Below are 23,122 nucleotides of genomic sequence, written 5' to 3'. Positions count from 1 at the left end.
AAGCTTTATAAAGCTTCAATGGCCTGAACTAATTTTGCTAGAATAAAATCCTTTTCCTCTAACGTAATATTTAATGGTGGGGATAAGGTTAATACGTTGTTGTATCCTGCGACGGTTACACCATTTTTTCCGATAATGAGTCCTTGCTCTTTACACTTTGCAATTACTTGATTGACCTTTTCTACAGCTAAAGGATTTTTTGTCTCACGGTCTTCGACTAGCTCGATTCCAACCAGCAAGCCTTTTCCGCGAATATCACCAATATGTGGATGTTGTGCTATTCTAGTTTTTAATTCTTCTATTAAAATCGCACCCATTTCGGTAGATTGTTCAAATAAATTTTCTCGTTCCATAATTTCTAGATTTTTTAAGGCCACTGCACATGCCGCCGGGGAGCCTCCAAATGTATTGATATGACGGAAGAAGTCATAATTGCCGCTTTTCGTAAACTCTTCATAAACTTCTCTCTTGACTGCTGTCGCTGATAGTGGCATATACGCGCTGGTAAGCCCCTTTGCCATGGTAATAATGTCTGGCTGTACCCCATAATGCTGATGGCCAAAGGCTTTTCCTGTCCGTCCAAAGCCGCAGATGACTTCATCGACAATTAATAAGGCACCATGCTTCTCGCAAACTTCTTTTACACCCTTTAAGTAATCATCCGGAGGCATAATGACCCCGCCGCCTGTAATAATCGGCTCCAATATCATTGCCGCAATCGTTTCTGAATGTTCCCATGTCATGATTTCGTCTACTGCTTTAACGGAAGGTAAATCGGTTGGATTCTTAAATCCATCCTCATTGGAGCGATATTGATCCGGCGCTTTCACATGAATAAATCCAGGTGCTAATGGTTCGTATTTATATTTCCGTTCTGCTTGCCCTGTTGCGGCAAGTGCTCCCATGGAGTTCCCGTGATAGGCGCGATACCGGGAGACAATTTTATAACGGCTGCCTTGCCCTTTTTGCTGGTAATACTGCCTGACGATTTTAAAGGCTGTTTCATTTGCCTCAGAGCCGCTATTGGAGAAAAATACTACATAATCTCTACCTAATAATTCGCTGATTTTTTCAGCCAGTAAAATCGCCGTAGGATGCCCATTTGTTAATGGTGTATAGTTATTCTCGAGAAGCTGGTCATATGCCGCTTTTGCAATTTCTTCTCTTCCATAACCCACATTTACACACCATAGTCCCGACATGGCATCTAAATAACGATTCCCCTCAATATCTGTCAGCCAAGCACCTTCCGCTTTTTGAATGATGCTAGTAGCTTGCGGGTTATACGGCTTCATTGCATGCCAAAGGTATTTCTCATCTTTCGTGACTAAATTTTCACCTGTTTGAACATTTCCCATCCTGAGTCACTCCTTTACAATTTGTTTCGTCTATCTTTATTGTGAAGGGTAATGACCCTATAATCATCAGACATAATGTAAAACGTTTTCAAAAGATGTTTAACATATTGACAACAATTCATCGCCTCTTACATACTAAGAGGATTTTTGTGCCAAGTGTTAATAATGGCTACAGTCATCGTGAGGATAAATTAACTTCCTATGAAGACTACGCTTAAGGTGGGAACGTTATGCTTAATAGTATATTATGCCGTGAAAAAGTGTGATAGAAAAAAAGGATCAGATCTCCGCTGTTTTAACGCAGCGGGGACTGATCCTTTTTTCCTCATTTGATTAGATTTATTACATAAAGGCGGACACTTATGACGTATTTTAAGAGATTTATGACATAATTTTGGTTACTTATGACGTACTTTACGAAATTTACGACATTTATTGGAAAAATACTGGTAATTAATCTGAGCTGGATAAGCTTATGATATATTTTAAGAGACTTATAACATAATTTTGTACACTTATGACATATTTTCCGAAGCTTACGACATTTGCTGGAAAAATACTAGGAATCGCCAATGGTTGAGTAGTTTCAAAGGCAATCGTGTCCGAACATTGGTCCGAAAACCATGGGGACGGTTCTAGTGGTCACTTTAAATGCAAAAAAGCCAGGAAAGGCGTCCACTTGGCCCCTTCGCACTTCTTAAGATTAATTTAAGCTGGGAGTTTCATAATGCAGTCATGGACTTAGAAAGTACTTTACAAATTGAAAGGAGTCCTTCGCATGCAAAAAAAGAAATTTACCTCTTGGGGAGTGAGCTTTGCCAGTCTTGCTCTCGTCGCTGGAATGGAGCCATATAGATTTTTGCGCCCCCTAATAGAAAAGGCCACTCCCATTTGCAGAGTGGCCTTAATCCTTTAAATATTATCGTTTGGAAGCATTCGGTATAAATAATGGTTCTCCAAATCTTGCGTAACTATTTTTCATAATCATCAAATTCTCAGGTGGTTATTTTAGATCCATCAAATTTTGTAAGAGAGAATCCTTTGAAACTCTCATTATAGGTTCGCTTGTAATCTCTTAAGATTCCTATGGCTACAGCTTCTCCAAGTAACATACCATTGATCGCACTACTACGGTAGTGAACCCCAGCAATCGTTCGCCCAATGGCAATATTTGCTGCAAGTTTATTCAGTTCCCCTCCTAGTGTTAGCTTCCCATCATAAGGCAGAAGGTGAAGACCGTCAGAACTTGCTACAACCGGATCGGGTATTTCATACGATTCATCAAAGAAGGCTTTCATCATTGTTACCATCGCCCCAATAAAGGCGGCATGACCGGAAGGATAAGAAGGGTGAGTTGGACATCCTTCTGAATAAGCTTGAGGAAGCAAGTACGTACCGAATTTATTAAATGTTTGGATAAGTGCTTCCGAACTCATAACCACCGGATTGATGGGGTAATCAGCACCCATCATCTTATTATGAATCCGACCACCGAATTCTTCTGGGCGGAACCGGCGATGAACGAGCCATTTTTGGAACCAGACTGCATCAAGGGCTGGACGTGAAGCTCTTGTGATGAAGTCCAAAATATGCGGGACCCCAAAGGTAGGAAATCCAACTTGTGTGGCAGAGTTAAAATAAGGATTTTCCGGATCTAATGCTTTACTGCCATAGCTTAGCAAAAGGTAACAAGCCATTAACCCGCTATCAATCGAACTATCATTGTGTACCCATTCGGCCAAATCCCGGCCATTGCGAATATAGCGGGGGACGGAATCCATTTTTTTGCTATGAGGACTTGAGCCGTTTTGTACTGCCAGCCAGTCGCTATAGGAAGTTAAATGGTCATCCCCAGGCAGAATAGTATGGTATTGTTGGATAATTTCAGTTGAAACAAAAGGTATATTTTTCCATAAAAATTGTGAAATATATGGCCCTTCTATGCTGCCTGGATAGTTCCCGCGGAACAATGTACCTGTCGTGACTTGTCCATTGATTTTTGGGCCGTGAAAAACAGGCAGACCTGAAAGTTCTGCGGCTGCATCCTTTGTTAATTGGTTGCTATCGTATTCATTGAAAGGAATATCTCTTGCAAGTGCTTGCCAATAAAGTTCAACCATTTCTCCAGCAAGATCAGCACTGCTAAAGTCTGGAGGTGCGTGAAGAACCAGCTGATGACTATCGGGTCCGACTAAGTCATATGCATATGCAGATTGTGGATTTACCAGCTTCACAACACCACCCATTGGAATCTTCTCAAAATCTTTCGAGTCTCCTGATTTCAAAGCTTCTAAATAATTATGATATGCTTTGAGATTAACCTCTCCTAACTCATTATGCGGCAATGCTTTCGAATAACTGGCTATTTTATTTGGATACCTATCTTCATCCCCATTATTTCGATGGTTGACCAGCGGCTGATTCTTATAGAATTTCGCGGCCTCCATACGAATTTCAAATGCTTTATCGCGTCTTTCGGCAGGAGATAAGGGACCGAGAAGACACGAATTTATATACCTGGACATTTTTTTAATTACCTTTTTAAATTTGTGCTTGTCCAATAGATCACCTCTATTTATCGTATTCATTTTTTCTTTTTTTGTTAAAGAAATTTACTATTCTTGGAAATGGCATTGGGGGAAAATATATTAAACTCTTGGTCTCAGAATGGTATGGTCGAAATATAAATTGACAAATTTCTATTAAACTAAAGATAGTTTTATCCTCAAATTCTTCTCTAACTATTCTTTTTATATTAACTACTCCGCAAGTCTTTAAACGGTAAAAAAAGCACTTTCTCAATTAGTTTCCCGCATCCGGGATCAAAAGGGTCCGCTCTTATCGGTTGGGGGATCATGTTAAGCATCCGATCAGATAAATAAGCGGAAAAATTCCGCTTATTTAGAAATTATCATTAAAAATAACCAAAATAGCCGGAGAAATTCCGCCTATTTACTCGAAAAGCGCGAAAGTGGTGGATTTTGCTTTGAATAACCGGAAAAACTTCCCTTATTTACCCCAAATCGAGCTCCATTCTGCATTTAACCGGAAAAACTCCGCTTATTTTCCGATCGCGCCGCTGTCGCAAAACAAAAAAGCCTGTAGACCAGACGAGTCTACAGGCTTTTGGCCTCAATGATTTAATAGTTTCTGAATCACGAGGTTTGTTAAATTTGGTACGATTTCAAAGGAGTAAGTCATTTCTAGTCTTTCAAGTTTCTTGTGAGCATCTAGACCATAAGGGCCGATGTTGATTACTGGTACATTGATGTCGCGAATGTCTTGGTAGTCTACAAAGAGCTTGGTGCCCCAGCCCGGGTTATTGTTTGATTCAGCATTAATACCGGCTTCGTCATCACTTAGCGCAACAAAACTCATATCAGAGATATAAGGGAAAAAGTTACGTGTCACCATCGGATGTTGATAGTATGGCTGGAGTTCTTCCACAGCTTCATCCAAGGCCGTAATTAAAGCAAGCTCGTCCGTTGTTTTCCCTGTCAATTCAATTCTTGGAGAGTACAGGGATGAGTAAAACAGAATAATGGCTGGGTTTTTATCCTTCATCCATTTCCAAGCTTCCTCGACCACTTTTGCCGCAAACATGCGCGTATCTAGTTCTGTATTTTTTAAAAGCTGTTCTTTAAATTGACTCATATGTGCCGTGAACGCTTCGCCGTTCTCTTCGACCAATAATTGTTCCATTTCCTCGTACGTCATCACTCTAGGTTTCCAAGGGTGCTGTACATAAGGTTCGCCGCTCAATGTGCTGTATTGTTTATACCGTTCTTCAAAGGAAGTCAGGGCATTGGTAAAAGCAATGATCGCTTGTTCCCTTAATTTTTCAAGCACGTCCTTTGGCGACCAGGAATGAATAAAGAAATTGTAATAAACATAGGCAGCTAAGGCCGTTTGAACGGTATAAGAAGGCTTCAAATCCGTTTGTTTTAACGAAACAGGAGGCACGGTGGTTTCACCAAACGCTTCGTTACAAAGCTCCGGATTGTAATTGATTTGCCTGGTCAGCTCGGCGGCAATAAAGTTCGGATCAAGACCCTCAAAGGCGGAGCCTACATGCGTTTCTGCTCCGGTAATAAAGAAAGATGGCAGCAGCTTTCCAACGGTACCCTTGTAAATATAGCGATTTTCGTCGCCTTCATATCTTGGTGAAACGAAATCCGCATTAATTGCGGCAACATAGTTAAACCCATGTTCCTTTTTCCACCGTTTCAATGTTTTCAATGCGGAAAGAACACCGTGTGAACTGTCCTCTTCGTCACATTCTGATAAGAGAACGATGTTTCCGTCTAGTTCTTCAGGGTGCTCGGAATAATAGTTTAAGAGATATAAGTGGCTGGCAACCCCGCTTTTCATATCAAGGACACCGCGGCCAAATAACCAGTCGCCTGAGTCTAAATGTTCTTTAGCAGCAGCCGGCAGCTGTTCCGTTTTTAGTGACTCCATCAGTTGGTCTGGGAAGCAAGCCTGGTCTTTTAAATGGTTAAAATCTTCAATCCCAACCGTATCAATATGACCCAACAAAATCACCGTGCGGCTGCTCGCTCCCTTCGTTCCTTTCACAAAAGCAAGAACGTTATAACGCTCTTGATCGTCGTTGAGTGTTTGCTCTAACACTAGGTGGCTAGGGTTTTGTGAAAAATAATGCATAGAAGAAATCATAGAATATAAAGACTGAGCAATGGCCTTTTCGCCATTGGTATTAACGACACTTTCAATGTTTACAAGCTGTTTCGTGAATGTCAGCACATCCTCACGACATTGCAACATACGCCTGACCTTCTTTTCTAGTAAATTGGTATTTAGAAAAAATGTATATCAGAAGAGAAAGCCCGTCAAGTCTTTAATTTTGATAAAAAATAACATCAAAAATATTATTGCAAAAGTAAGAATATTTATATATACTAAAACTTGTTTCATTAAACTAAATATAAATCCTCATCTTTAAGCATTAGATGGGGTAGAGGTCGCGATTGTTATTAGTATCCTATTGGAGATTCAGTGAAATCTATGAAAATAGGAAAAAGGATCCATCGCCGAAGCTTCTGAAATCACGTCTTTCAGAAAGCTGGGTCTGTACTCGAATAGGGGCAGAACTGTCACAGTTCCTTGGAATTGTGGAGAACTATCTTCACCAATGCTAACTGATGAGGGTGTGTAGAACACCGTCATATTCACAGTGACGGTGTTTTTTTATTAACTAGGAGGGGATTTTTATGAAAAAGTTTGCATTTTTATTAGCAGCAGCGATGATGTTGATTTTATCTGCTTGCGGCACGGAGAAGCCTGATGGAGAAAAGGCAGCAAAAGCAAGTGGCTCTAAGCATGAGTTAGTGAAAAAAGGTGCGTTAACATTCTCGATGACCGGGCAGTATCCACCGTTAAACTTTAAGAAAGACGGTAAATTGACTGGATTTGATGTTGAAATTGGAAGAGAAATTGCTAAGAGAATTGGGCTGGAAGCCAATCCTGTAACCAATCCATGGGAAACGATTATCCAAGGATTAAAGGCAAACAAATATGATGCCATTATTGGAAGTATGACTGCTACACCTGAGCGGGATAAGCAAGTTGATTTCACCAATCCATATTATTTATCTGGTGCACAAATCTTTGTAGCGGAAGGCAATTCTGCGATTCAATCGAAAGAGGATTTAAAAGGCAAAAAAATTGGTGTTATTCAAGCTAGTACGTGGAAAGACATGGCCGATGAATTATCTGATCAAGTCAAAGGCTATCCAACAGACGTTAACGCCCTTCAAGATTTGGCGCTTGGCCGTTTAGATGCGGTCATCACGGATAAAATTGTCGGTGTGAGTGCAAAAAATGAAAAAGGCTTAAAAATTAAGGCCATTGGCGATTTATTGAATGAAGACCGTGTCAGTGTAGCGGTTGCTGAAGGAAACAAAGAGCTTGCTGATAAAATCAACGAAGCTATCCAATCGATGATTGACGATGGGACGTATGAAAAAATCAGTATGAAATGGTTTAATACAAACATCATGGAAAAGTAAGACGGGATCAAAGATTTTTAGTGTAAGCACCTGATGTGGGTGCTTGCACGATTCAACGAAGGAGGTACGCATCATGATATTTATTGAAAATATTATCAGTATTTTTAGTGAACACGGAATTGCTTTTTTGAAAGCTTCTTGGATGACCATCGCGATAACGGCCATCTCGCTATTATTTGCGATGGTGATTGGTATAATTTTTGCGGGCTTTAAAATTTCCTCTAGTAAAATACTAAATCGCATTGCCGATATCTATATAGGTATTATTCGTGGAACGCCTCTCATTGTTCAGATTATGTTCCTTTATTATGGACTTGCCAATATCGTGAATCTGGACAGCTTCACGGCAGGGGCTCTGGCATTAGGTGTACATACAGGAGCCTATATTGCGGAAATTTTTAGAGGAGCGGTGCAATCCATTGACCGCGGACAGATGGAGGCGGCAAGGTCACTTGGAATGTCCTATTCTCTTGCGATGAGGAGAATTATTTTCCCGCAGGCTTTCAAAAGAGCAATTCCGTCTTTAGCCAATCAGTTTATTATTGGCTTAAAAGATTCTTCCCTTGTTGCCTATATTGCCGTGACGGACCTATATAACACGGCTCTTAGTGTCCAAGGTGAAAACTATATGCCATTTGAAACGTACTTTGTTGTCGGAGTCTATTATTTGATTATCGTCCTGATTTTCACATGGGTTGCTAATCGGATTGAAAAGAAAATGGATGTCAGCAGACCTAAGGAGGCAGTGATCGCATGATTGAAATTAGCAATCTTTCAAAATCCTTTGGTAAGCTTGACGTATTAAAACATATTAACTTAAGTATAGAAGAGAAAGAGGTCGTTGTTCTAATCGGTGCCAGTGGTTCTGGTAAAAGTACGCTGCTTCGCTGCCTCAATTTTTTAGAAGTGGCAGAGAGCGGTGACATTATCATCGATTCTGAAAAAATAGACCTCGCAAAAACAAACTTAAATAAAGTAAGGGAAAAGGTAGGAATGGTGTTTCAGCATTTCAATCTTTTCCCACATAAAACAGTCATCGAAAATATTATCGAAGCACCGATGTTTGTCAGGAAGGAAACAAAGGAAGCCGCGAGTTCCAAAGCCATGGCCCTTCTTAAAAAGGTAGGCTTAGAGGATAAAGCCAACTACTATCCTGAACAATTATCCGGCGGGCAAAAGCAGCGGGTAGCGATCGCGAGAGCATTAGCGATGGAACCAAAAGTGATGCTTTTTGATGAGCCGACTTCAGCATTGGATCCTGAGCTTGTTGGTGAAGTGCTGCAGGTAATGAAGGATCTCGCACGTGACGGGATGACGATGGTGATTGTGACCCATGAAATGGGATTTGCGAAAGAAGTGGCCGACCGAGTCATTATGCTGGCAGACGGAAATATTATTGAAGAAGGACATCCCAATGATATCTTTGTCCATCCAAAACATGAACGGACGAAAAGGTTTTTGAACCAAATATTATAGAATGCAATCAAACTTGCCTTGGCGTATTCAAGGCAGGTTTTTTTTATCTTATGGCTCTGTTATAGCTTAATGATGATTTCTCTGTGTTTGAAAAATAAACGGGGAAATTGAAGAAAAAAGCCTTTTAAATGGGTGAGAATTCATATAATTTTATAAAACTTCTATTAGAAATTTCCACTTTGTTGACTATCTTCTTTCAGTAACAAAGTAATTATTTATAAATCATAAAAACTGAACTGAACAACTCCGTTTTAAAGCACAAAAGGCAAGGGTGGCAGCCCTTGCCTTTTGTGTAAATATAGATATTAGGATAGTTGATACCACGGACAACGGAAGCAAAGGAACCGTCCCCGCGCTTTCGAATTTCTCTTATTTCCACACATCATTCGCAATCGAAATCACATGTCTAACTTTATCCCATTGCTGTTCCTCTGTTAATAGATTTCCCTCTTCGGTAGAAGAGAATCCGCATTGCGGACTTAGGCATAGCTGGTCTAAGTCTACATACTTTGCAGCTTCTGCAATACGGGCTTTGATTCGTTCCGGATCTTCTAGGTCACCGAACTTCGATGTAATTAGACCAAGAACAATTTGTAAATCTTTCCGATTAACGTGTTGAAGCGGTGCAAACCCGCCAGAGCGCTCATCATCAAATTCTAAGAACAAGCCATCAAGCTTCAGTTCGCCAAATATATATTCAGAAGCGTTATCATAACCGCCGCTTGCTGTGTATGTCGATTTAAAGTTCCCGCGGCAGATATGCATCGTGATGACCATATCTTCTGGTTTGTTAGCAATCGATTCATTGATGGCACGGGTGAAAATTTTAATTAATTCTTCTGGTGTATAGCCCTTATCGGCAATTTGTTGATGGCCTTTCTCAGAAAAGAACACTGCCCATGAAGTGTCATCAAGCTGCAAATAACGGCAGCCTGCCTCGTAAAATGCCTGAATTGCTTTTTGGTAGGCTTTAATTAAATCATCAAAAAACTCATCTTTGTTTGGATAAACTGCTTCCTCAATAACTCCTCTAAAAAAGAGCATATTTGGACTTGGAATCGTGAATTTTGCGACATGGTCACCCTTGATGCTGTGCAAGAATTTATAGTCTTCGATAAATGGATGCGGACCGAAGTCTAGTTTGCCATTCACCTTTAGTCCGTGAGCTTTTGTTTGGACACCGTGAAATTGAATTCCTGCCTCAGCTTCGTAAAGCTCAACGCCCTCAAGGCCTGCTAGGAAGTCGAAATGCCACCATGCACGGCGGAATTCCCCATCAGTTACAGCGGAAAGACCTGCTTCTTTTTGTTTTTCTACTAATTTAATAATTTCTACATCTTCGATGGCACGAAGCTGTTCCGCTGTGATTTCTCCGTTTTCTTTTTGAAGACGTGCTTGTTTTAGTCGTTCGGGACGAAGGAAGCTTCCGACGTGATCGGCTTTGAATGGTGCTCTAGTAAGTGTTTTTGTCATTATTTGTCTGCTCCTTAATAAATATAATTTTTATTATATAGATAATTTTCAAATAATGCACAGATGAAATATCTGCTGTAAATTCTTTTTAAATATGTAAGCCTTTGCATTTTTTCTGAAAATAATTATTGTATAGAAAATATTGATTTTTTTAAATATTTATACTAATATATAAAAATATTAATTATTTGGAGAAACGAAATAATTCAGGGGGTACTATATTATGGGCGTCATCGAGAAAATCAGCGGGTTTGCTGGAAAGACCTTTACGTTATGGGTATTAATCTTTGCTGTTGTTGCGTTTAATTTTCCCACTCACTTTGCGTGGTTGGGAGGATATATTGTTCCTTTATTAGGAATTGTTATGTTTGGCATGGGGCTGACCCTGGAATTATCAGATTTTAAAGAAGTGTTTAGAAGGCCAAAGGAAGTAGCACTGGGGGTCATCGGCCACTTTATCATCATGCCACTGTTAGCGTTTCTATTGGCAGTTGGACTTGATTTACCGAAGGAAGTGGCGGTCGGGGTTATTTTAGTAGGATGCTGCCCGAGCGGAACGGCTTCGAATGTTATGGTGTTTTTAGCAAGAGGAAATGTGGCGCTGGCGGTTGCGATTGCCTCTGTATCTACGATTCTTGCACCCATTGTCACACCATTGCTGATTCTTTTATTTGCAAGTAAGTGGGTGGATGTCAGTGTGGCCTCTTTATTCCTATCGATTGTACAAGTTGTCATTATTCCGTTGGCGCTTGGCTTTATTATTAAAAAGTTCTTTGGAAAACAGGCACAAGCCGGTGCAAAAGCATTGCCGCTTGTTTCCGTTATCGCGATTGTGTTAATTGTTTCTGCCGTTGTTGCGGGCAGCGCGGCGAAGATTGCGGAAACAGGTTTGTTAATCTTTGGCGTTGTCATTCTTCATAATCTATTAGGATTCTTAATTGGATTCTTCTTTGCCCGAGTATGCGGGATGGATCTGGCGAAACAAAAGGCTGTTGCAATGGAAGTCGGCATGCAGAACTCCGGTTTGGGTGTCGCCATCGCCACCGCTCATTTCTCGCCATTAGCGGCCGTACCAAGTGCGATTTTCAGCGTTTGGCATAATTTATCTGGATCAGTTCTAGCGAATATTTTTAGCCGGATGAAGGAGAAGGGTCAAAACGAGGGAAGTATGAAACGTGTGGGTTAATTTGAATCACCTCTCAGCCGAATCGGGCTGAGAGGTTTTTTGTTCTGGGATTTTGTTTGACAGTGGTAACATTTCATAATTTTTTCATAGTTTCTTCATTTAAATTACACACCATGTGGATAAAATAGATAGGGAAGTGGTCATACCATTTCTACAATAAAGGATTCCCTGCAGTCAAAAAGGGAATACCTTTCGAGTTTAATATTGTTAGCCAAAGGGAAAAATAGTAAAGATAACTCGGAAAGGGAGGAATGAAAAATGGATGTTCCATTAACATCAAAGGAAGTCATTACTCAGATCCAGAAGTTACAGAACCAAGGTAATTCTCTACGCAAAAAAGAGGTAAAACAACTTTATCCTGATTTAATGCGGAGTGCTTTGCATTACTACCCAAGTTGGCAACATGCCATAGAAGAAAGTAAAGTAGGTTAGGATCTCTAATTTACATCAAGACATTAGATTATGATGAGCTCTGTTAACAAAAAGGTTTCACTCCATAGTGAAGCCTTTTTGCTATGTTTAAAAGCCTCTTTAGAGCAATACTAAAAAGAGATTGTTACTCCTTATATCCTTATTAAAAATAGACAAAAAAGAGAGAATGCCATGTGTGCATTCTCTCTCTATTATTAACGAATCTAAACAAATTGTATATTAAAGGACTTAAGTGGAGGGATACCCCTAGTGCCATTATATTAAAAAATATCTGTAAGGCAGCGATAAAATCCTTAATATATGATCTCTAAATAAGGAGTAAAAGTCATCATGATGGTTAATAGGTTTAGAATGGTTATTGTCTGCTAATAACCTATTATACTCGTTAAGAAGTTTGTCCAGTTCTTGGCTGCAATAGATGGTTTCTTCGTTTTGAAGTCCTTTTGTCATTCCTAATTTAATCATTTCGTCTTTTTTCTCTTTAATAGCAGCTTCACATAGGTCAAGTCTCATTGCCGAATACACCTCGTAAACTTTTAGTAAAATTTCAGTAAACTTCATTTTTAATAGAATTAAAATGAATTATAGCATGTATTAACTGATATGTAATAGATTCGATAAAACAAGTGAAAAGGAGACAAAATTAGACGAGGCCTGCAGTTTTTTTCGACAAAAGGGTCTGTTTCACTCACTCATTTGGTCATTTCTAAAGATGAGTTAAATAAAAAAGCCGGTCAATGACCGGTGTATTCTAATACCATTATAGTCTAACCAAAACCTCCGTACCGTCCTTCGCTTTGACATCTACGAGCACGATTCCTTTATGATTTTTCAGTTCCTCGACGATGAGCTTTAGCAGTTTTTTGTCTAACGGTGGAATGGTAAGATCCAGTTTTTTTCTTTCGAAGTAGTCTTTTGTCCATTTGTTTGCCTGCTGATGAATAAATTTTGAAGACAAAATAGAAATGCCGATGTTTAACATGGCATATGGAATGGGGAGCGAGAGCCGAATGTCCTTTGCTTTCACTTTAAGATGCAGCATAGGCCACCTACTCAATGATGACAGAAACGGTATCTCCGTTTGCCGATTTAACATCCACAATTTGGCCTTCTAATTCGTTTTCGATGGCTTCAATAATAAGGTGGATATCGAGATCCTTTACATACTTTTCTGACTGAGGAATACTCGATGCGATGCTGTGTCCCGCCTTTAATACTGCCTTGATAAGTTTTACGGGCAAATTGACCGTGACGTTATCATTTTCTTTTGATACCACACGAACTTTTAATGTTTTATCTACATATTTCGTTGGTTTTCCTATTAGACTACTTCCTGCTACTTCTTTCGCTTTTAATACTTGGATCAGTTCAGACCCCTGATCCGCATCAATTTTTCCCTCTTGCACCATCGCTAATACTCTAGCAATTTCCTCTTTCATGGTCAATTCCTCCCTATTCATCTTTTAAAAGCTTTATGGCCTCTTCAGGAGTGATTTCGCCATTTTCCAACATGGCGACAACCTTTTTCTCGTCTACCTCATTTTTCTTCTTTTGCACATATCCAAGGGCAGAAATGATGTCGTTCAGTTTGCCACGAACAGTTGGATAGGAAATCCCCATTTCCTTTTCAACTTCCTTGATACTCCCTCTGCATGTTAAAAATACTTCCACAAAATGAAGCTGATCCTTTGTTAATGACGCCAGTTTGGAGAATTCAAACTCATTTTCAATCGTCGTGTGACAATGAGAGCACTGCAGCTTCGTAATCTTCAATGTTTTGCTGCAGACAGGACAATTTGTGATTACTTTATATGCCATAATGAATTCCTTTCCTTTAGTTGATTTGATTATAAATCAATAAAATTAAATAGTAAATATAGAAATTCATTTATTTGGTGTAAAAAATTAAAATAATTAATTTGGAGATTAAAATTATTGATTTGCTGTTTTTTAGGGATGTTCAAGATGGAGTGCGCTGTCGTAATTAAGTGCGTGTGTATGAGTAATAAAAACTAAAACCATGCTAGCATCAGCATGGTTTTACGGGTACCCGTTTATTCTTCTGTAAACTCTGTCATCAATTCACGTAAATCTTTGATGGCTAGTTTGGCACTCTCTTTTTTATCTTTATGCAATCCGATCCCTGTTAAAGAGTCATGGCAGTGGTAGGAGTTAGTTGCCAAGCTTTTATAGCCGTCCGGAACGGTGAATATTTCTACTGTTATGGTCAAGCTTTTGCCAGTGTAGATTTTTATAATCTCCAATTCATCCATTTTCAACTTTGTTACCACTCGCATCCCATCATCCTCTCCGCCGTTAGTGTCATCGGTAGTATCTATTTCTCTAGTTAAGTATACGTTAAGATTCAGCCTCAGGGGCATTCATGATTTGACAATAATCAAACTCCTTTGAATATATTTGCACACCGTTGATTTTCTGGATTCATTGGAGATATGAAGGATTATTTTTTTGCTTGCCATCGAGTTCCTCAAAAATGCTTGCAGCATCTTGATTACGAGGAGAAATAATCTCAGTTTGATTAGGGGATTTAGCTAAAAAGGAGTTCATTAACTGTTTAAATTCTCCCGTAGTTAATGGCTTAGCATCATCAATCAATTCATATCCAAGTAATCCATTCGGTTCAATCGTTGCGTATTTCACATCCCCAATTTTAGATATCCCTAGATTTCGCATTCTCATTTCAAGCTGGTCGACGCTTAGGCGCAGCTTTTTTAAATTTTGCTGATTGATTTCCCCATTCTCAATGACAACCTTGGCTTTACCCGTGATAAATTTTTCAATGGCATTGAATTTAAGTTGTAAATAATCCACAACCAAGACTGTTGCTACAAAGACCGCTGCTGCCCCAATCGCCTTTAGTATGCTTTTTTCAACAATTGGCTGAACAATGATTGTCCCAATAGATAACATAAGGATTGTTTGCGAAAGTGTCATCTGTGCGATTGATTTTCGACCGGAAACTCTTACCAGTAAAATCCCTGCTAAAATCAAAACGAACGACTGCCAAATGAACGAGAAATCCACCTAATCACCCTTTTTATAGTTTTAATTGTCCTAGGATTAGGATGCTAAAAGCTCAATAAAATTATCAAAAAGAAGCTGCACCAAATGAAAGTGGAGAAGATGAGCAAGGAGTATCAGTATGGTTCTACCATAGTAGGAACGTTGAAAGAATGGGAAAAGGCGGGACAAAAATTATTATAGGTTTGAAATGCATGTCTATAAAAGAAAAAAGGTAGGTAGAATTGTTAAGAAGGAATTATTAAAAGTTACTAGAATGAATAGAAGATCATTGTTTTTTAATTTTCTTTTTAGCCGAAGGTCTGACGGAAAACGAAATTGCAGTTCTGTCTTATGGCAAGGCGCAATGAAAAAATGAAGGAGGCAGTACTATGTCGAAAACCAATCAAAAAATTGTTCCGCATTTATGGTATGACAAGGAGGCGAAAGAAGCAGCCGAGTTTTACACTACTATCTTCCCGGACTCGAAAATAACGAATATAACCACTATCCATGATACTCCATCAGGCGACTCCGATATTGTCTCGTTTGAACTTTGGGGGCAGAAATTCATGGCAATCAGTGCCGGTCCTCATTTCAAGCTCAATCCATCGGTATCTTTCATCGTCAATTTTGATCCGTCCCGAGAAAAAGATGCAGGAGAAAAATTACAAGCGGTTTGGGACAAATTGTCCGATGGCGGCACAGCGCTAATGCCACTTGATAAGTACCCGTTCAGTGAGAAGTTTGGCTGGATTCAGGATAAGTATGGTTTTTCCTGGCAGTTAATACTTTCCAATCCAGAAGGTGAAGAGCGTCCCCCATTAGTGCCGTCCCTATTGTTTGTCGGTGATAATTGCGGCAAAGCGGAGGAGGCGATTAACTTTTATTTATCCGTATTTAAGAACGCCAAGCAGGGACTTATCGCCCGCTATCCAAAAGGCATGGAACCTGACAAAGAAGGAACCATCATGTTCGCCGATTTTAGCTTTGAAAATCAGTGGTTCTCCGCAATGGATAGCGCACATGAGCACAAATTCAATTTTAACGAGGCATTTTCATTTATGGTATATTGCGACACACAAGATGAAATTGATCACTACTGGGAAAAGCTCTCGGCCGTACCTGAAGCCGAACAATGCGGCTGGCTGAAAGATCAGTTTGGTTTGTCCTGGCAGATTGTACCGACAGAGATGGACGAGATGATGAGCAAGGGCACTCCAGAGCAACTTGCCCGCGTAACGGAAGCATTCCTTAAAATGAAGAAATTTGATCTTGCGATATTACGGGAAGCATACAAGGGAGAGTGAGAATTTATATAAAAAAATATACGTGAATTTTTAAGATCCGGCTGGGTAGCCGGATTTTTTGTTTTCGTGAAGACCTGCTGCATGAATGGCTGACATGGATAGTTACTTATTCCAGTAATGACAATAAAATACCAATGATTGAATTGTTATTTCGCCTTACAATAGGTGGAGTGTTGGTCTATCAAATAGAGCATACTAGAAATGAAATCAACTTTCTAAGCATACGTACTTTGTTTTCACCTAGAATTTATTAGAAAGAAGGAATAATTTTGAAAACAAAAATCTTTAAGATCATTACAGCACTAACATTATCAGTTGGTCTATTATCCGGTGTTTCATCTACAGAAGCAGCAACAAAAGAGATGAAGGTTCACTTTATCAATGTAGGCCAGGGTGATTCTATTTATATAAAAACGGCAGCTGGTGATGACATTATCATCGACGCTGGTAATAAAGATGGCAGTGATGTAGTATCTTATTTAAAAAAGCAAAAAGTAAAAGATATTGAGGTAATGATTGCCACTCACCCAGACGCAGACCATATCGGTGGATTGGATGAAGTTCTGAAAGCATTTAAAGTAAAATCCGTATACGCTCCAAAGGTGAGCCACACATCCCAAGCTTACAAAGAGTTTTTAACAGCTGTGAAGCGTGAAGCCGTCAAAATTAAGACGGCTCAAAAAGGTGTGAAACTTCCATTAAAAGGTGTGTCTGCAACCTTAGTGGCTCCGGTAAAGACGTATAGCAAAAGTGATTTGAATAACTGGAGTGCGGTTTTACGACTGGTATATGGAAAAAAATCGTTCCTATTTACAGGTGATGCTGAAGTTAAGTCTGAAACGGATATGATTAAATCTAAACAAACGTTAAAAGCAGATGTATTAAAAGTAGGTCACCACGGTGCCAAAACGTCGACTAGTGCTGCCTTCCTAAAAGCTGTCAAACCATCTTATGCTGTATTGAGTGTAGGGAAAAATAGTTACGGACACCCTACCAGCACGGTAGTAAATCGTTTGAATTCAATGAAAGTAAAAACATATCGGACCGATAAAAGTGGACATATCATCTTTACGACGAACGGATCGAAAATTAGTGTAAAGACGGTGAAATAACATGGTTAAAGGGATCATTGACCGTTTTGAAGGCAAATTTGCAGTGGTAGAAATCGATGGGAAGACTAAAGATTTTCCTAAATCCATTTTCCCTAAGAGTGCGACGGTAGGGGATGTTGTTGAAATTAACGGAGAAAAAGTGAAAGTTTTAAAGGACGAAACGGATAAACTAAGGCAAGAGATTGAAGAACTTATGGATGATGTGTGGGAAGATTAAATGGTGAAGTCCTTTTCTATTAAGAGAAGGGCTTCTTGTTTTTACGTTGCACTGTTATTGCTGAATGTTGATTTCAGTGTGTATGAAAAATAAACGGAAAAATTCCGTTTAAATTGGGAAATACCCATATTTCCTTAAAAATAAGGGAAGTTTTTCCGTCTATATGATCCAAATCTTTGGATTTTGACTTTTTTCGAGCAGTTAAGCGGAATATCTCCGCTTATATCGGCTTCATAAGCTTCCTCTATATACATTAGTCGGAAATTCTCCGCTTATGAATTCTCATACCTCCATGAAAATCAATGATTAACAAAGGAATTTACTAAGAAACTATCGAATAGGTAGTCAGTGTATTTTTTTATCTAAGATGTTAATATGGGACGATAGTCCTTAAACATTTATGAGTAAAAAAACAAGGGGGAAACGAATATGATAAAGACGAATATGGAGTTGTCACTAGAACAAACTGAGGCACTACTAAAAACGTTGAAAGCCCGCTTTGAGAAAAACATGAACAGACATGAAGGTATTGAATGGGCTGAGGTGCAAGCCAGGCTTGAAGTGAATCCTGAAAAACTGTGGTCGCTCCATGAAATGGAGGAAACTGGCGGTGAACCGGATGTGGTTGGCCATGACCAAAAGACGGGCGAATTCATTTTTTATGATTGTTCAGTGGAAAGCCCTAAAGGCCGCAGAAGTCTTTGTTACGACCGTGCAGCCCTGGAGTCAAGGAAACAACATAAACCAGCAAATTCCGTGATTGATTTGGCCGCCGCCATGGGTGTTGAACTTTTAACGGAAGAGCAATACCGGGAGCTTCAGACCCTAGGAAATTTCGATTTGAAATCGTCAAGCTGGGTGCAAACACCTGCTAATATAAGAAAACTTGGCGGGGCCATCTTTTGTGATCGCCGCTACGACACTGTCTTTGTGTACCACAATGGAGCAGATTCCTACTATGCTGCCAGGGGTTTCCGCGCCGCGCTAAGAGTTTAAACTTTGCAAATAAAAACATCCCCAGGCTTGATTAGCCTGGGGATGTTTATTTATCTAAATAATGATTGTACATTTCTAGACATTCCAGCAGTTCGGTTCTATATACCATCAATGCTTTTCTGATCGTTTCGTTATGATTGTTATTCAGTTCAAGGTTGCATTTCTCTAATTCCAACGACTTAATCAAGGTAAGTTCATTATACATATTTGTTAGGTTGTTCATGTCCCCGATACTCCAACTCCTCTAGCAAACTTTTTTTGTTTTTCTAATAGATTTGACACTATTTCTGTTTTTTATACTAGGTTCTGGAGGCATTCTAATTGGTAACAGGACAAACTATTTAGATTTATGACATAAATTCAGGCGCTTATAATATATTTTAAGAGATTTATGACATCATTCAGGACACTTATGACGTATTTTACAAAACTTTCGACATTTGCTGGATAATAATTGGAAAAATCCGAAATGGAACTACTTGTAACGAAATTAGGAGTTTCCGTTCTTCAAGTTATTTAATACTGGCGTTCATGGCGTTCCCTGTGGAGTTCGCGATATTTACCCGGGGGAGTTCCTACTATTTTCTTAAAGAGATTTTGAAAGTGTGTTTCGCTTTGGTATCCCACTTGGAAGGTAATTTCGTTTATAGTTGAGTTTGAGCTTAATAAAAGGTGCTTAGCCACCTCAATTCTGTATTGCATTAGGTATTGAAAGGGTGTTTGCCCAGTTAGCTCTTTAAAAATATGAGATAAGTAATAGGAGCTAATATAGGAAATTTTCGCGAGTTCTTTCAATGTAATGTTTTGATGGTAATTTTCCTGAATATAGTGCTTCGCCTCTACTATAATTTTGTGAGAGTTATGCTTTCTATTATTGGCTTTTCTTTTATAAATATTTCTTAAGATTAAGCCCAGAAGTGCACCTGCTAAATTTCTAGCCACCCAGTAGGATTCGAAATCTTTTGATTCCACCTCTTTGACCAATTCATTAAATAATTCCTCAACTATGATAAAGTTCTCAATTGGTATAATAGGTGAAACATTATTATTGATTAGATATCCTTCAGGAAGTCCCTCAATACCTACGTTTGAAAAAGCTACATAAAGCATTTTATGTGGCTTGTCCATTTCTCCTCTCTCTTCATGCCATACTCCTTGGTTGTAGATGACGATCGATTGAGGTTCCACTTTATAATTCGTGCCATCTATATTGTAGGTCCCTTCACCCTCAAGTATAAGTAATATTTCAACACAGTCGGGATGATTGTGCATCGGTTTAAAAAAACTTTCCCCTTTTTTTACATGCTTTATTCCAGCGTAGTGAATGATTGGAGCTGAATTACTTTTAATGACATGTCGTTCCATTTAAAGTCATCTCCTTTATATAAATAACAAGATTCAATAGTTTCATGACAGGATAACTCATATTTTAACTATGTTTATATTATATAATTATTTTGAAAATAACAAAAATATATAGTTTAGTATTTCTCTTGGCATGGTTATTGTTGGATTGAAAAAAACGACAGGAGGTAAGGGCTTTGCTAGTTGTTTGCCAGCAGCATGTTGTAGATGTGCTTAAAATATTTCGGACTCCGCATGTGGCCAAAGTGAAAGATTTCAAATGTAAGTGTGTGATTTGTCATAAGCAGGGAGAAGTGAAAATTTCTCATCCCTTTCATTCGATTACCAAGAGAGATCATTTGAAATATCTGACATAAAAAAGAAAGTGGTGAAAGTAAATGAAGAAAATCATCTCCTTAGGGGAAGCATTAATAGATTTTATTCCAACTGAGAATGGGTTCAGTTTAACAAAGGTTGATATGTTCAAAAAGAATCCTGGGGGTGCACCTGCTAATGTGGCCGTGGCTGTTGCCAAACTAGGAGGAAATAGTTATTTTGCAGGTAAAGTCGGGGATGATAGTTTTGGACATTTTTTGAATGATTGTTTAAAAGATTATCAGGTAAATACCGACTATCTTCTATTTACAAAAGAAGCCAAAACCGCGCTGGCTTTCGTCTCTCTAAATGAAACTGGGGAACGGGACTTCCAGTTTTACGGATCCCCTTCAGCAGATATGATCTTTTCAGCAGAGGAAGTGGATGACTCATGGTTCACAGGGGATGAGATCTTTCATTTCTGCTCCAATTCTTTATCGTACCCTGTCAGCCGTCAAGCAACCGAAAAAGGAATGGAAGTCGCGAAACAGAAGGGAGCGTTCATAAGTTTTGATCCAAATATCCGTTTTCCGTTCTGGACAAATGATGAAGACATACGAGCCACGATTTTACCGTTGTTACCTTCTGTGGATTTTTTAAAAATAAGTGAGGAAGAATTATCTTTCTTATTTAAAGAGGACAATGAACCAAAATCTGTCGAGAAACTACTAAATCTGGGAATCTCACTGATTGTTGTGACGAAAGGCAGTCAGGGTTGCAGTTATTATACGCGTTCGATTTCGAATGATCTTTCTGCTCCTGTCGTTAAAACCATTGATACGACTGGCGCTGGAGATGCCTTTGTTGGAGGCTTATTGTATCAACTGGCATTGCTTACTACCCAAAAAGAGAATATAGATGAATTTTTAAGAGATGGGGAAACATTGAATCATATTCTGAAGTTCGCTAACGTTTGTGGAGCGATTACAACTACAGCAAGAGGGGCGATGACCGCTTTACCATCAGAAGAGAGTATCAATAAATTTCTTCAGCTGCAATAAAAAAGAGTGAAGGGGGAATAAGCATGAAATTGGGTGTACAAGCGAATGCATGGCGTCGCCAATGGGATGAGGATCCTATGAAAGTTATTAATCATGTAAAAGAATTGGGATTTGATTTTATTGAAATTCCGCTGATGAATCTTCATGAGTTAGATGTGCCAACTCTAAAAGGCACACTGAAAAACGTAGACTTAGAAGTTTGTACTTCCACCATTTTAGTGGATGATACGGTGGATATCACCAGTAGTGATGAGAAAGTAAGAAAAAATGGAATCAATTATTTGAAAAGATGTATTGAAGCCACTGGTGAATTGGGAGCTACATTTTTCTCAGGGATTATTTATTCGAAACAGTTTAACCGCACCAACATCTTTTATGAAAATGATATATTGAAATATTCCACAGAGGGCTTACGTGAAGTCGCCCGGTATGCGGGGCAGTTTGGCATTACCATCGGAATTGAGCCAATCAATAGGTTTGAAACTTGTCTCATTAATACTTGTGAGCAAGCACTGCAATTGAAAGATATGGTTGGAGAATCAAATCTGAAAATTCACCTCGATACCTTCCATATGAATATAGAAGAAAAAAATCTATATGAGACGATCAAACGAGCGGGTAATAACCTCTTTCATTTGCATTTAAATGAAAGTGACCTAGGGATTGCCGGTACAGGACAAGTAAACTGGGATGATCTTTTTAAAGGGTTGAAGGAGATTCAATATGAAGGGTATGCCTCGATTGAATGCGTTGTAGATATTAAAGGAGATTATGTTTGGAGACAGCTAGCTCCAAACAGTGAAGTGCTGGTTACCCAAGGAAAGCAATTCTTTAGAGAGTTGATGGGGAAATATGAGTTAATCTAGTGGATTAAACTTTTTACATTAAGGAGGTTTTTGTAAATGGATCTTTGTATTACTTGCGGAACGGAGTTGTCAAAACCGGAGAGAAATAGATGTGAATGTTGGGATTGCAGGGATAAAGCTAATGAATCTTATGATGAAGAGTAGGTTGTTTAATTAGTTTTCACTATCTTCATGTTGTTAATATAACAATATCTAATAGGTTAATAGCAATAAAATGCATTTAATTCGCAATCTTTAAAAGTTATGATAATTATCAATAAGTTAGAAAAATAGCCAATGTTAATTTAACAAGGATGTACTGAAAAAGAGATTAGAGGTGATATTTTCATAGCACAAATAAATGTAAGCGTTTTTCTTTTGGCACTAGTTCTGAGTTTTTAGATAGCTCCTTTTAACGAATCTGATTTGGGATCTAATGGACTTATAAATAAAAATATTATCCGGAGGTTTTTATGACACAGTTGGTAAGAACAGAATTGATAGAATTAAATCTAAAGGCTAGAGAACGTAAAGAGGCAATTATTGAGTTAACGCAGCGTTTGGAACAGGGAGGTTACTTATTTTCAAAGGATGGATTCCTACAAGATGTATTTCAAAGAGAGGAAATTGGAAATACGGCGGTAGGATTTAATGTGGCGATACCACATGGGAAATCGGCGGAAGTGAAAGAGACGGCAATCGTCTATGGCCGTTCGGAATTAGGAATCGATTGGGAATCATTTGATGGAGAGCCTGTCCATTCTGTTTTTCTACTTGCTGTTCCAGAGGAGAAGGCCTCCAATGAACATTTAAGGATTTTGGCGCTGTTGTCCAGAGCTTTAATCAATGATGAATTTCGTGAGCAATTATTAGCAGCGAAAACCGGTGAGGAGATTGCTGCTTTATTGAATGAGGTAACTCAACCGAAAGTTCTTGAATCATAAAAA

General features: G+C 38.9%; 25 protein-coding genes and 1 riboswitch. Of the genes, 13 read left to right on the top strand and 12 right to left on the bottom strand.

Annotation, left to right across the window (positions count from 1 at the left end; all coding sequences use genetic code 11):
- Positions 1 to 5: 5 nt before the first annotated feature.
- Positions 6 to 1,358 (bottom strand): aspartate aminotransferase family protein, encoded by a 1,353-nt coding sequence (locus COJ96_RS27785; protein WP_098576884.1) that lies wholly within the window; start codon positions 1,356 to 1,358, stop codon positions 6 to 8.
- Positions 1,359 to 2,136: 778 nt separating this feature from the next.
- Here COJ96_RS27785 and COJ96_RS28980 point away from each other — a divergent pair.
- Positions 2,137 to 2,274 (top strand): hypothetical protein, encoded by a 138-nt coding sequence (locus COJ96_RS28980; RefSeq protein ID WP_180230286.1) that lies wholly within the window; start codon positions 2,137 to 2,139, stop codon positions 2,272 to 2,274.
- 79 nt (positions 2,275 to 2,353) lie between these two features.
- Here the strand turns inward: COJ96_RS28980 and COJ96_RS27780 are convergent, their stop codons facing one another.
- Together COJ96_RS27780 and COJ96_RS27775 are read right to left on the bottom strand one after the other, a co-directional pair.
- Complete coding sequence (locus tag COJ96_RS27780; RefSeq protein ID WP_306460622.1) at positions 2,354 to 3,919, bottom strand: vanadium-dependent haloperoxidase; 1,566 nt, start codon at positions 3,917 to 3,919, stop codon at positions 2,354 to 2,356.
- 571 nt (positions 3,920 to 4,490) lie between these two features.
- Positions 4,491 to 6,143, bottom strand: a complete 1,653-nt coding sequence (locus tag COJ96_RS27775) for a M20/M25/M40 family metallo-hydrolase (RefSeq protein WP_098576881.1) — start codon at positions 6,141 to 6,143, stop codon at positions 4,491 to 4,493.
- Between the two features lie 183 nt (positions 6,144 to 6,326).
- A riboswitch (Lysine riboswitch) is annotated at positions 6,327 to 6,509 on the top strand.
- A gap of 80 nt (positions 6,510 to 6,589) precedes the next feature.
- Between COJ96_RS27775 and COJ96_RS27770 the strand changes: the two genes are divergently transcribed.
- The 3 genes from COJ96_RS27770 (at position 6,590) to COJ96_RS27760 (ending at position 8,863) form a co-directional block, all read left to right on the top strand.
- Positions 6,590 to 7,387, top strand: coding sequence for an ABC transporter substrate-binding protein (locus tag COJ96_RS27770; RefSeq protein ID WP_098576878.1), 798 nt, complete (start codon positions 6,590 to 6,592; stop codon positions 7,385 to 7,387).
- Between the two features lie 73 nt (positions 7,388 to 7,460).
- A complete protein-coding gene (locus COJ96_RS27765; protein ID WP_098576875.1) occupies positions 7,461 to 8,144 on the top strand; it encodes an amino acid ABC transporter permease in 684 nt (227 codons plus the stop codon).
- Positions 8,141 to 8,863, top strand: coding sequence for an amino acid ABC transporter ATP-binding protein (locus tag COJ96_RS27760; protein WP_098576872.1), 723 nt, complete (start codon positions 8,141 to 8,143; stop codon positions 8,861 to 8,863). The genes COJ96_RS27765 and COJ96_RS27760 overlap by 4 nt, the downstream gene beginning before the upstream one ends.
- Before the next feature lie 369 nt (positions 8,864 to 9,232).
- Here COJ96_RS27760 and COJ96_RS27755 read toward each other — a convergent pair whose 3' ends face one another.
- Complete coding sequence (locus COJ96_RS27755) at positions 9,233 to 10,336, bottom strand: 5-methyltetrahydropteroyltriglutamate--homocysteine S-methyltransferase (protein WP_098576870.1); 1,104 nt, start codon at positions 10,334 to 10,336, stop codon at positions 9,233 to 9,235.
- A gap of 223 nt (positions 10,337 to 10,559) precedes the next feature.
- Between COJ96_RS27755 and COJ96_RS27750 the strand changes: the two genes are divergently transcribed.
- Entirely contained in the window at positions 10,560 to 11,522 is a 963-nt protein-coding gene (locus tag COJ96_RS27750) for a bile acid:sodium symporter family protein (protein ID WP_098576867.1), read from the top strand.
- A 258-nt stretch (positions 11,523 to 11,780) separates the two neighbouring features.
- The gene (locus COJ96_RS28975) at positions 11,781 to 11,954 is read left to right on the top strand and encodes a hypothetical protein (RefSeq protein ID WP_180230285.1); all 174 of its coding nucleotides are present in this window, start codon (positions 11,781 to 11,783) and stop codon (positions 11,952 to 11,954) included.
- 255 nt (positions 11,955 to 12,209) lie between these two features.
- Here COJ96_RS28975 and COJ96_RS27745 read toward each other — a convergent pair whose 3' ends face one another.
- The 6 genes from COJ96_RS27745 to COJ96_RS27720 all read right to left on the bottom strand — a co-directional run bounded on the left by COJ96_RS27745 (position 12,210) and on the right by COJ96_RS27720 (position 14,999).
- Positions 12,210 to 12,467, bottom strand: coding sequence for an aspartyl-phosphate phosphatase Spo0E family protein (locus COJ96_RS27745; protein WP_098576864.1), 258 nt, complete (start codon positions 12,465 to 12,467; stop codon positions 12,210 to 12,212).
- 247 nt (positions 12,468 to 12,714) lie between these two features.
- Positions 12,715 to 12,996 carry a hypothetical protein gene (locus tag COJ96_RS27740; protein WP_098576862.1) on the bottom strand — a complete coding sequence of 94 codons (282 nt, stop codon included), beginning with the start codon at positions 12,994 to 12,996 and terminating at the stop codon, positions 12,715 to 12,717.
- A gap of 7 nt (positions 12,997 to 13,003) precedes the next feature.
- The gene (locus tag COJ96_RS27735) at positions 13,004 to 13,393 is read right to left on the bottom strand and encodes an SHOCT-like domain-containing protein (protein WP_098576859.1); all 390 of its coding nucleotides are present in this window, start codon (positions 13,391 to 13,393) and stop codon (positions 13,004 to 13,006) included.
- A 13-nt stretch (positions 13,394 to 13,406) separates the two neighbouring features.
- Complete coding sequence (locus COJ96_RS27730) at positions 13,407 to 13,772, bottom strand: DUF2089 domain-containing protein (RefSeq protein WP_098576856.1); 366 nt, start codon at positions 13,770 to 13,772, stop codon at positions 13,407 to 13,409.
- Between the two features lie 236 nt (positions 13,773 to 14,008).
- Complete coding sequence (locus COJ96_RS27725; protein WP_180230284.1) at positions 14,009 to 14,251, bottom strand: hypothetical protein; 243 nt, start codon at positions 14,249 to 14,251, stop codon at positions 14,009 to 14,011.
- A gap of 145 nt (positions 14,252 to 14,396) precedes the next feature.
- The gene (locus COJ96_RS27720) at positions 14,397 to 14,999 is read right to left on the bottom strand and encodes a DUF421 domain-containing protein (RefSeq protein ID WP_257148660.1); all 603 of its coding nucleotides are present in this window, start codon (positions 14,997 to 14,999) and stop codon (positions 14,397 to 14,399) included.
- A gap of 368 nt (positions 15,000 to 15,367) precedes the next feature.
- Here COJ96_RS27720 and COJ96_RS27715 point away from each other — a divergent pair, with 368 nt between their 5' ends.
- The 4 genes from COJ96_RS27715 to COJ96_RS27700 all read left to right on the top strand — a co-directional run bounded on the left by COJ96_RS27715 (position 15,368) and on the right by COJ96_RS27700 (position 18,610).
- Complete coding sequence (locus tag COJ96_RS27715; RefSeq protein WP_098576850.1) at positions 15,368 to 16,285, top strand: VOC family protein; 918 nt, start codon at positions 15,368 to 15,370, stop codon at positions 16,283 to 16,285.
- A 269-nt stretch (positions 16,286 to 16,554) separates the two neighbouring features.
- The gene (locus COJ96_RS27710; protein WP_373561755.1) at positions 16,555 to 17,397 is read left to right on the top strand and encodes a ComEC/Rec2 family competence protein; all 843 of its coding nucleotides are present in this window, start codon (positions 16,555 to 16,557) and stop codon (positions 17,395 to 17,397) included.
- Between the two features lies 1 nt (position 17,398).
- Positions 17,399 to 17,614, top strand: coding sequence for a DUF3006 domain-containing protein (locus COJ96_RS27705; RefSeq protein WP_098576849.1), 216 nt, complete (start codon positions 17,399 to 17,401; stop codon positions 17,612 to 17,614).
- 429 nt (positions 17,615 to 18,043) lie between these two features.
- Positions 18,044 to 18,610, top strand: coding sequence for a DUF4256 domain-containing protein (locus tag COJ96_RS27700; RefSeq protein ID WP_098576848.1), 567 nt, complete (start codon positions 18,044 to 18,046; stop codon positions 18,608 to 18,610).
- A 46-nt stretch (positions 18,611 to 18,656) separates the two neighbouring features.
- Here the strand turns inward: COJ96_RS27700 and COJ96_RS28970 are convergent, their stop codons facing one another.
- Entirely contained in the window at positions 18,657 to 18,833 is a 177-nt protein-coding gene (locus COJ96_RS28970) for a hypothetical protein (RefSeq protein WP_180230283.1), read from the bottom strand.
- 293 nt (positions 18,834 to 19,126) lie between these two features.
- The gene (locus tag COJ96_RS27695) at positions 19,127 to 19,975 is read right to left on the bottom strand and encodes an AraC family transcriptional regulator (RefSeq protein WP_098576847.1); all 849 of its coding nucleotides are present in this window, start codon (positions 19,973 to 19,975) and stop codon (positions 19,127 to 19,129) included.
- A gap of 377 nt (positions 19,976 to 20,352) precedes the next feature.
- Here COJ96_RS27695 and COJ96_RS27685 point away from each other — a divergent pair, with 377 nt between their 5' ends.
- The 3 genes from COJ96_RS27685 (at position 20,353) to COJ96_RS27675 (ending at position 23,119) form a co-directional block, all read left to right on the top strand.
- A complete protein-coding gene (locus COJ96_RS27685; RefSeq protein WP_098576845.1) occupies positions 20,353 to 21,330 on the top strand; it encodes a carbohydrate kinase family protein in 978 nt (325 codons plus the stop codon).
- Between the two features lie 23 nt (positions 21,331 to 21,353).
- Entirely contained in the window at positions 21,354 to 22,196 is an 843-nt protein-coding gene (locus COJ96_RS27680) for a sugar phosphate isomerase/epimerase family protein (RefSeq protein WP_098576844.1), read from the top strand.
- 452 nt (positions 22,197 to 22,648) lie between these two features.
- On the top strand, positions 22,649 to 23,119 hold the full coding sequence (locus tag COJ96_RS27675; protein ID WP_098576843.1) for a PTS sugar transporter subunit IIA: 471 nt from the start codon (positions 22,649 to 22,651) through the stop codon (positions 23,117 to 23,119).
- Positions 23,120 to 23,122: the final 3 nt, after the last annotated feature.

The organism is Bacillus sp. AFS073361 (genome assembly GCF_002567005.1).
Taxonomy (GTDB): Bacteria; Bacillota; Bacilli; order Bacillales; family Cytobacillaceae; genus Neobacillus.
The sequence above is the reverse complement of the archived record's forward strand: the minus strand, read 5'-3'. Positions and strand labels throughout refer to the sequence as shown.

Coding starts and splice junctions, on each gene's coding strand:
- COJ96_RS27785 (WP_098576884.1), bottom strand. CDS start 1,358: ATGGGAAATGTTCAAACAGGTGAAAATTTAGTCACGAAAGATGAGAAA.
- COJ96_RS28980 (WP_180230286.1), top strand. CDS start 2,137: ATGCAAAAAAAGAAATTTACCTCTTGGGGAGTGAGCTTTGCCAGTCTT.
- COJ96_RS27775 (WP_098576881.1), bottom strand. CDS start 6,143: ATGTTGCAATGTCGTGAGGATGTGCTGACATTCACGAAACAGCTTGTA.
- COJ96_RS27770 (WP_098576878.1), top strand. CDS start 6,590: ATGAAAAAGTTTGCATTTTTATTAGCAGCAGCGATGATGTTGATTTTA.
- COJ96_RS27765 (WP_098576875.1), top strand. CDS start 7,461: ATGATATTTATTGAAAATATTATCAGTATTTTTAGTGAACACGGAATT.
- COJ96_RS27760 (WP_098576872.1), top strand. CDS start 8,141: ATGATTGAAATTAGCAATCTTTCAAAATCCTTTGGTAAGCTTGACGTA.
- COJ96_RS27755 (WP_098576870.1), bottom strand. CDS start 10,336: ATGACAAAAACACTTACTAGAGCACCATTCAAAGCCGATCACGTCGGA.
- COJ96_RS27750 (WP_098576867.1), top strand. CDS start 10,560: ATGGGCGTCATCGAGAAAATCAGCGGGTTTGCTGGAAAGACCTTTACG.
- COJ96_RS28975 (WP_180230285.1), top strand. CDS start 11,781: ATGGATGTTCCATTAACATCAAAGGAAGTCATTACTCAGATCCAGAAG.
- COJ96_RS27745 (WP_098576864.1), bottom strand. CDS start 12,467: ATGAGACTTGACCTATGTGAAGCTGCTATTAAAGAGAAAAAAGACGAA.
- COJ96_RS27740 (WP_098576862.1), bottom strand. CDS start 12,996: ATGCTGCATCTTAAAGTGAAAGCAAAGGACATTCGGCTCTCGCTCCCC.
- COJ96_RS27735 (WP_098576859.1), bottom strand. CDS start 13,393: ATGAAAGAGGAAATTGCTAGAGTATTAGCGATGGTGCAAGAGGGAAAA.
- COJ96_RS27730 (WP_098576856.1), bottom strand. CDS start 13,772: ATGGCATATAAAGTAATCACAAATTGTCCTGTCTGCAGCAAAACATTG.
- COJ96_RS27725 (WP_180230284.1), bottom strand. CDS start 14,251: ATGCGAGTGGTAACAAAGTTGAAAATGGATGAATTGGAGATTATAAAA.
- COJ96_RS27715 (WP_098576850.1), top strand. CDS start 15,368: ATGTCGAAAACCAATCAAAAAATTGTTCCGCATTTATGGTATGACAAG.
- COJ96_RS27705 (WP_098576849.1), top strand. CDS start 17,399: ATGGTTAAAGGGATCATTGACCGTTTTGAAGGCAAATTTGCAGTGGTA.
- COJ96_RS27700 (WP_098576848.1), top strand. CDS start 18,044: ATGATAAAGACGAATATGGAGTTGTCACTAGAACAAACTGAGGCACTA.
- COJ96_RS28970 (WP_180230283.1), bottom strand. CDS start 18,833: ATGAACAACCTAACAAATATGTATAATGAACTTACCTTGATTAAGTCG.
- COJ96_RS27695 (WP_098576847.1), bottom strand. CDS start 19,975: ATGGAACGACATGTCATTAAAAGTAATTCAGCTCCAATCATTCACTAC.
- COJ96_RS27685 (WP_098576845.1), top strand. CDS start 20,353: ATGAAGAAAATCATCTCCTTAGGGGAAGCATTAATAGATTTTATTCCA.
- COJ96_RS27680 (WP_098576844.1), top strand. CDS start 21,354: ATGAAATTGGGTGTACAAGCGAATGCATGGCGTCGCCAATGGGATGAG.
- COJ96_RS27675 (WP_098576843.1), top strand. CDS start 22,649: ATGACACAGTTGGTAAGAACAGAATTGATAGAATTAAATCTAAAGGCT.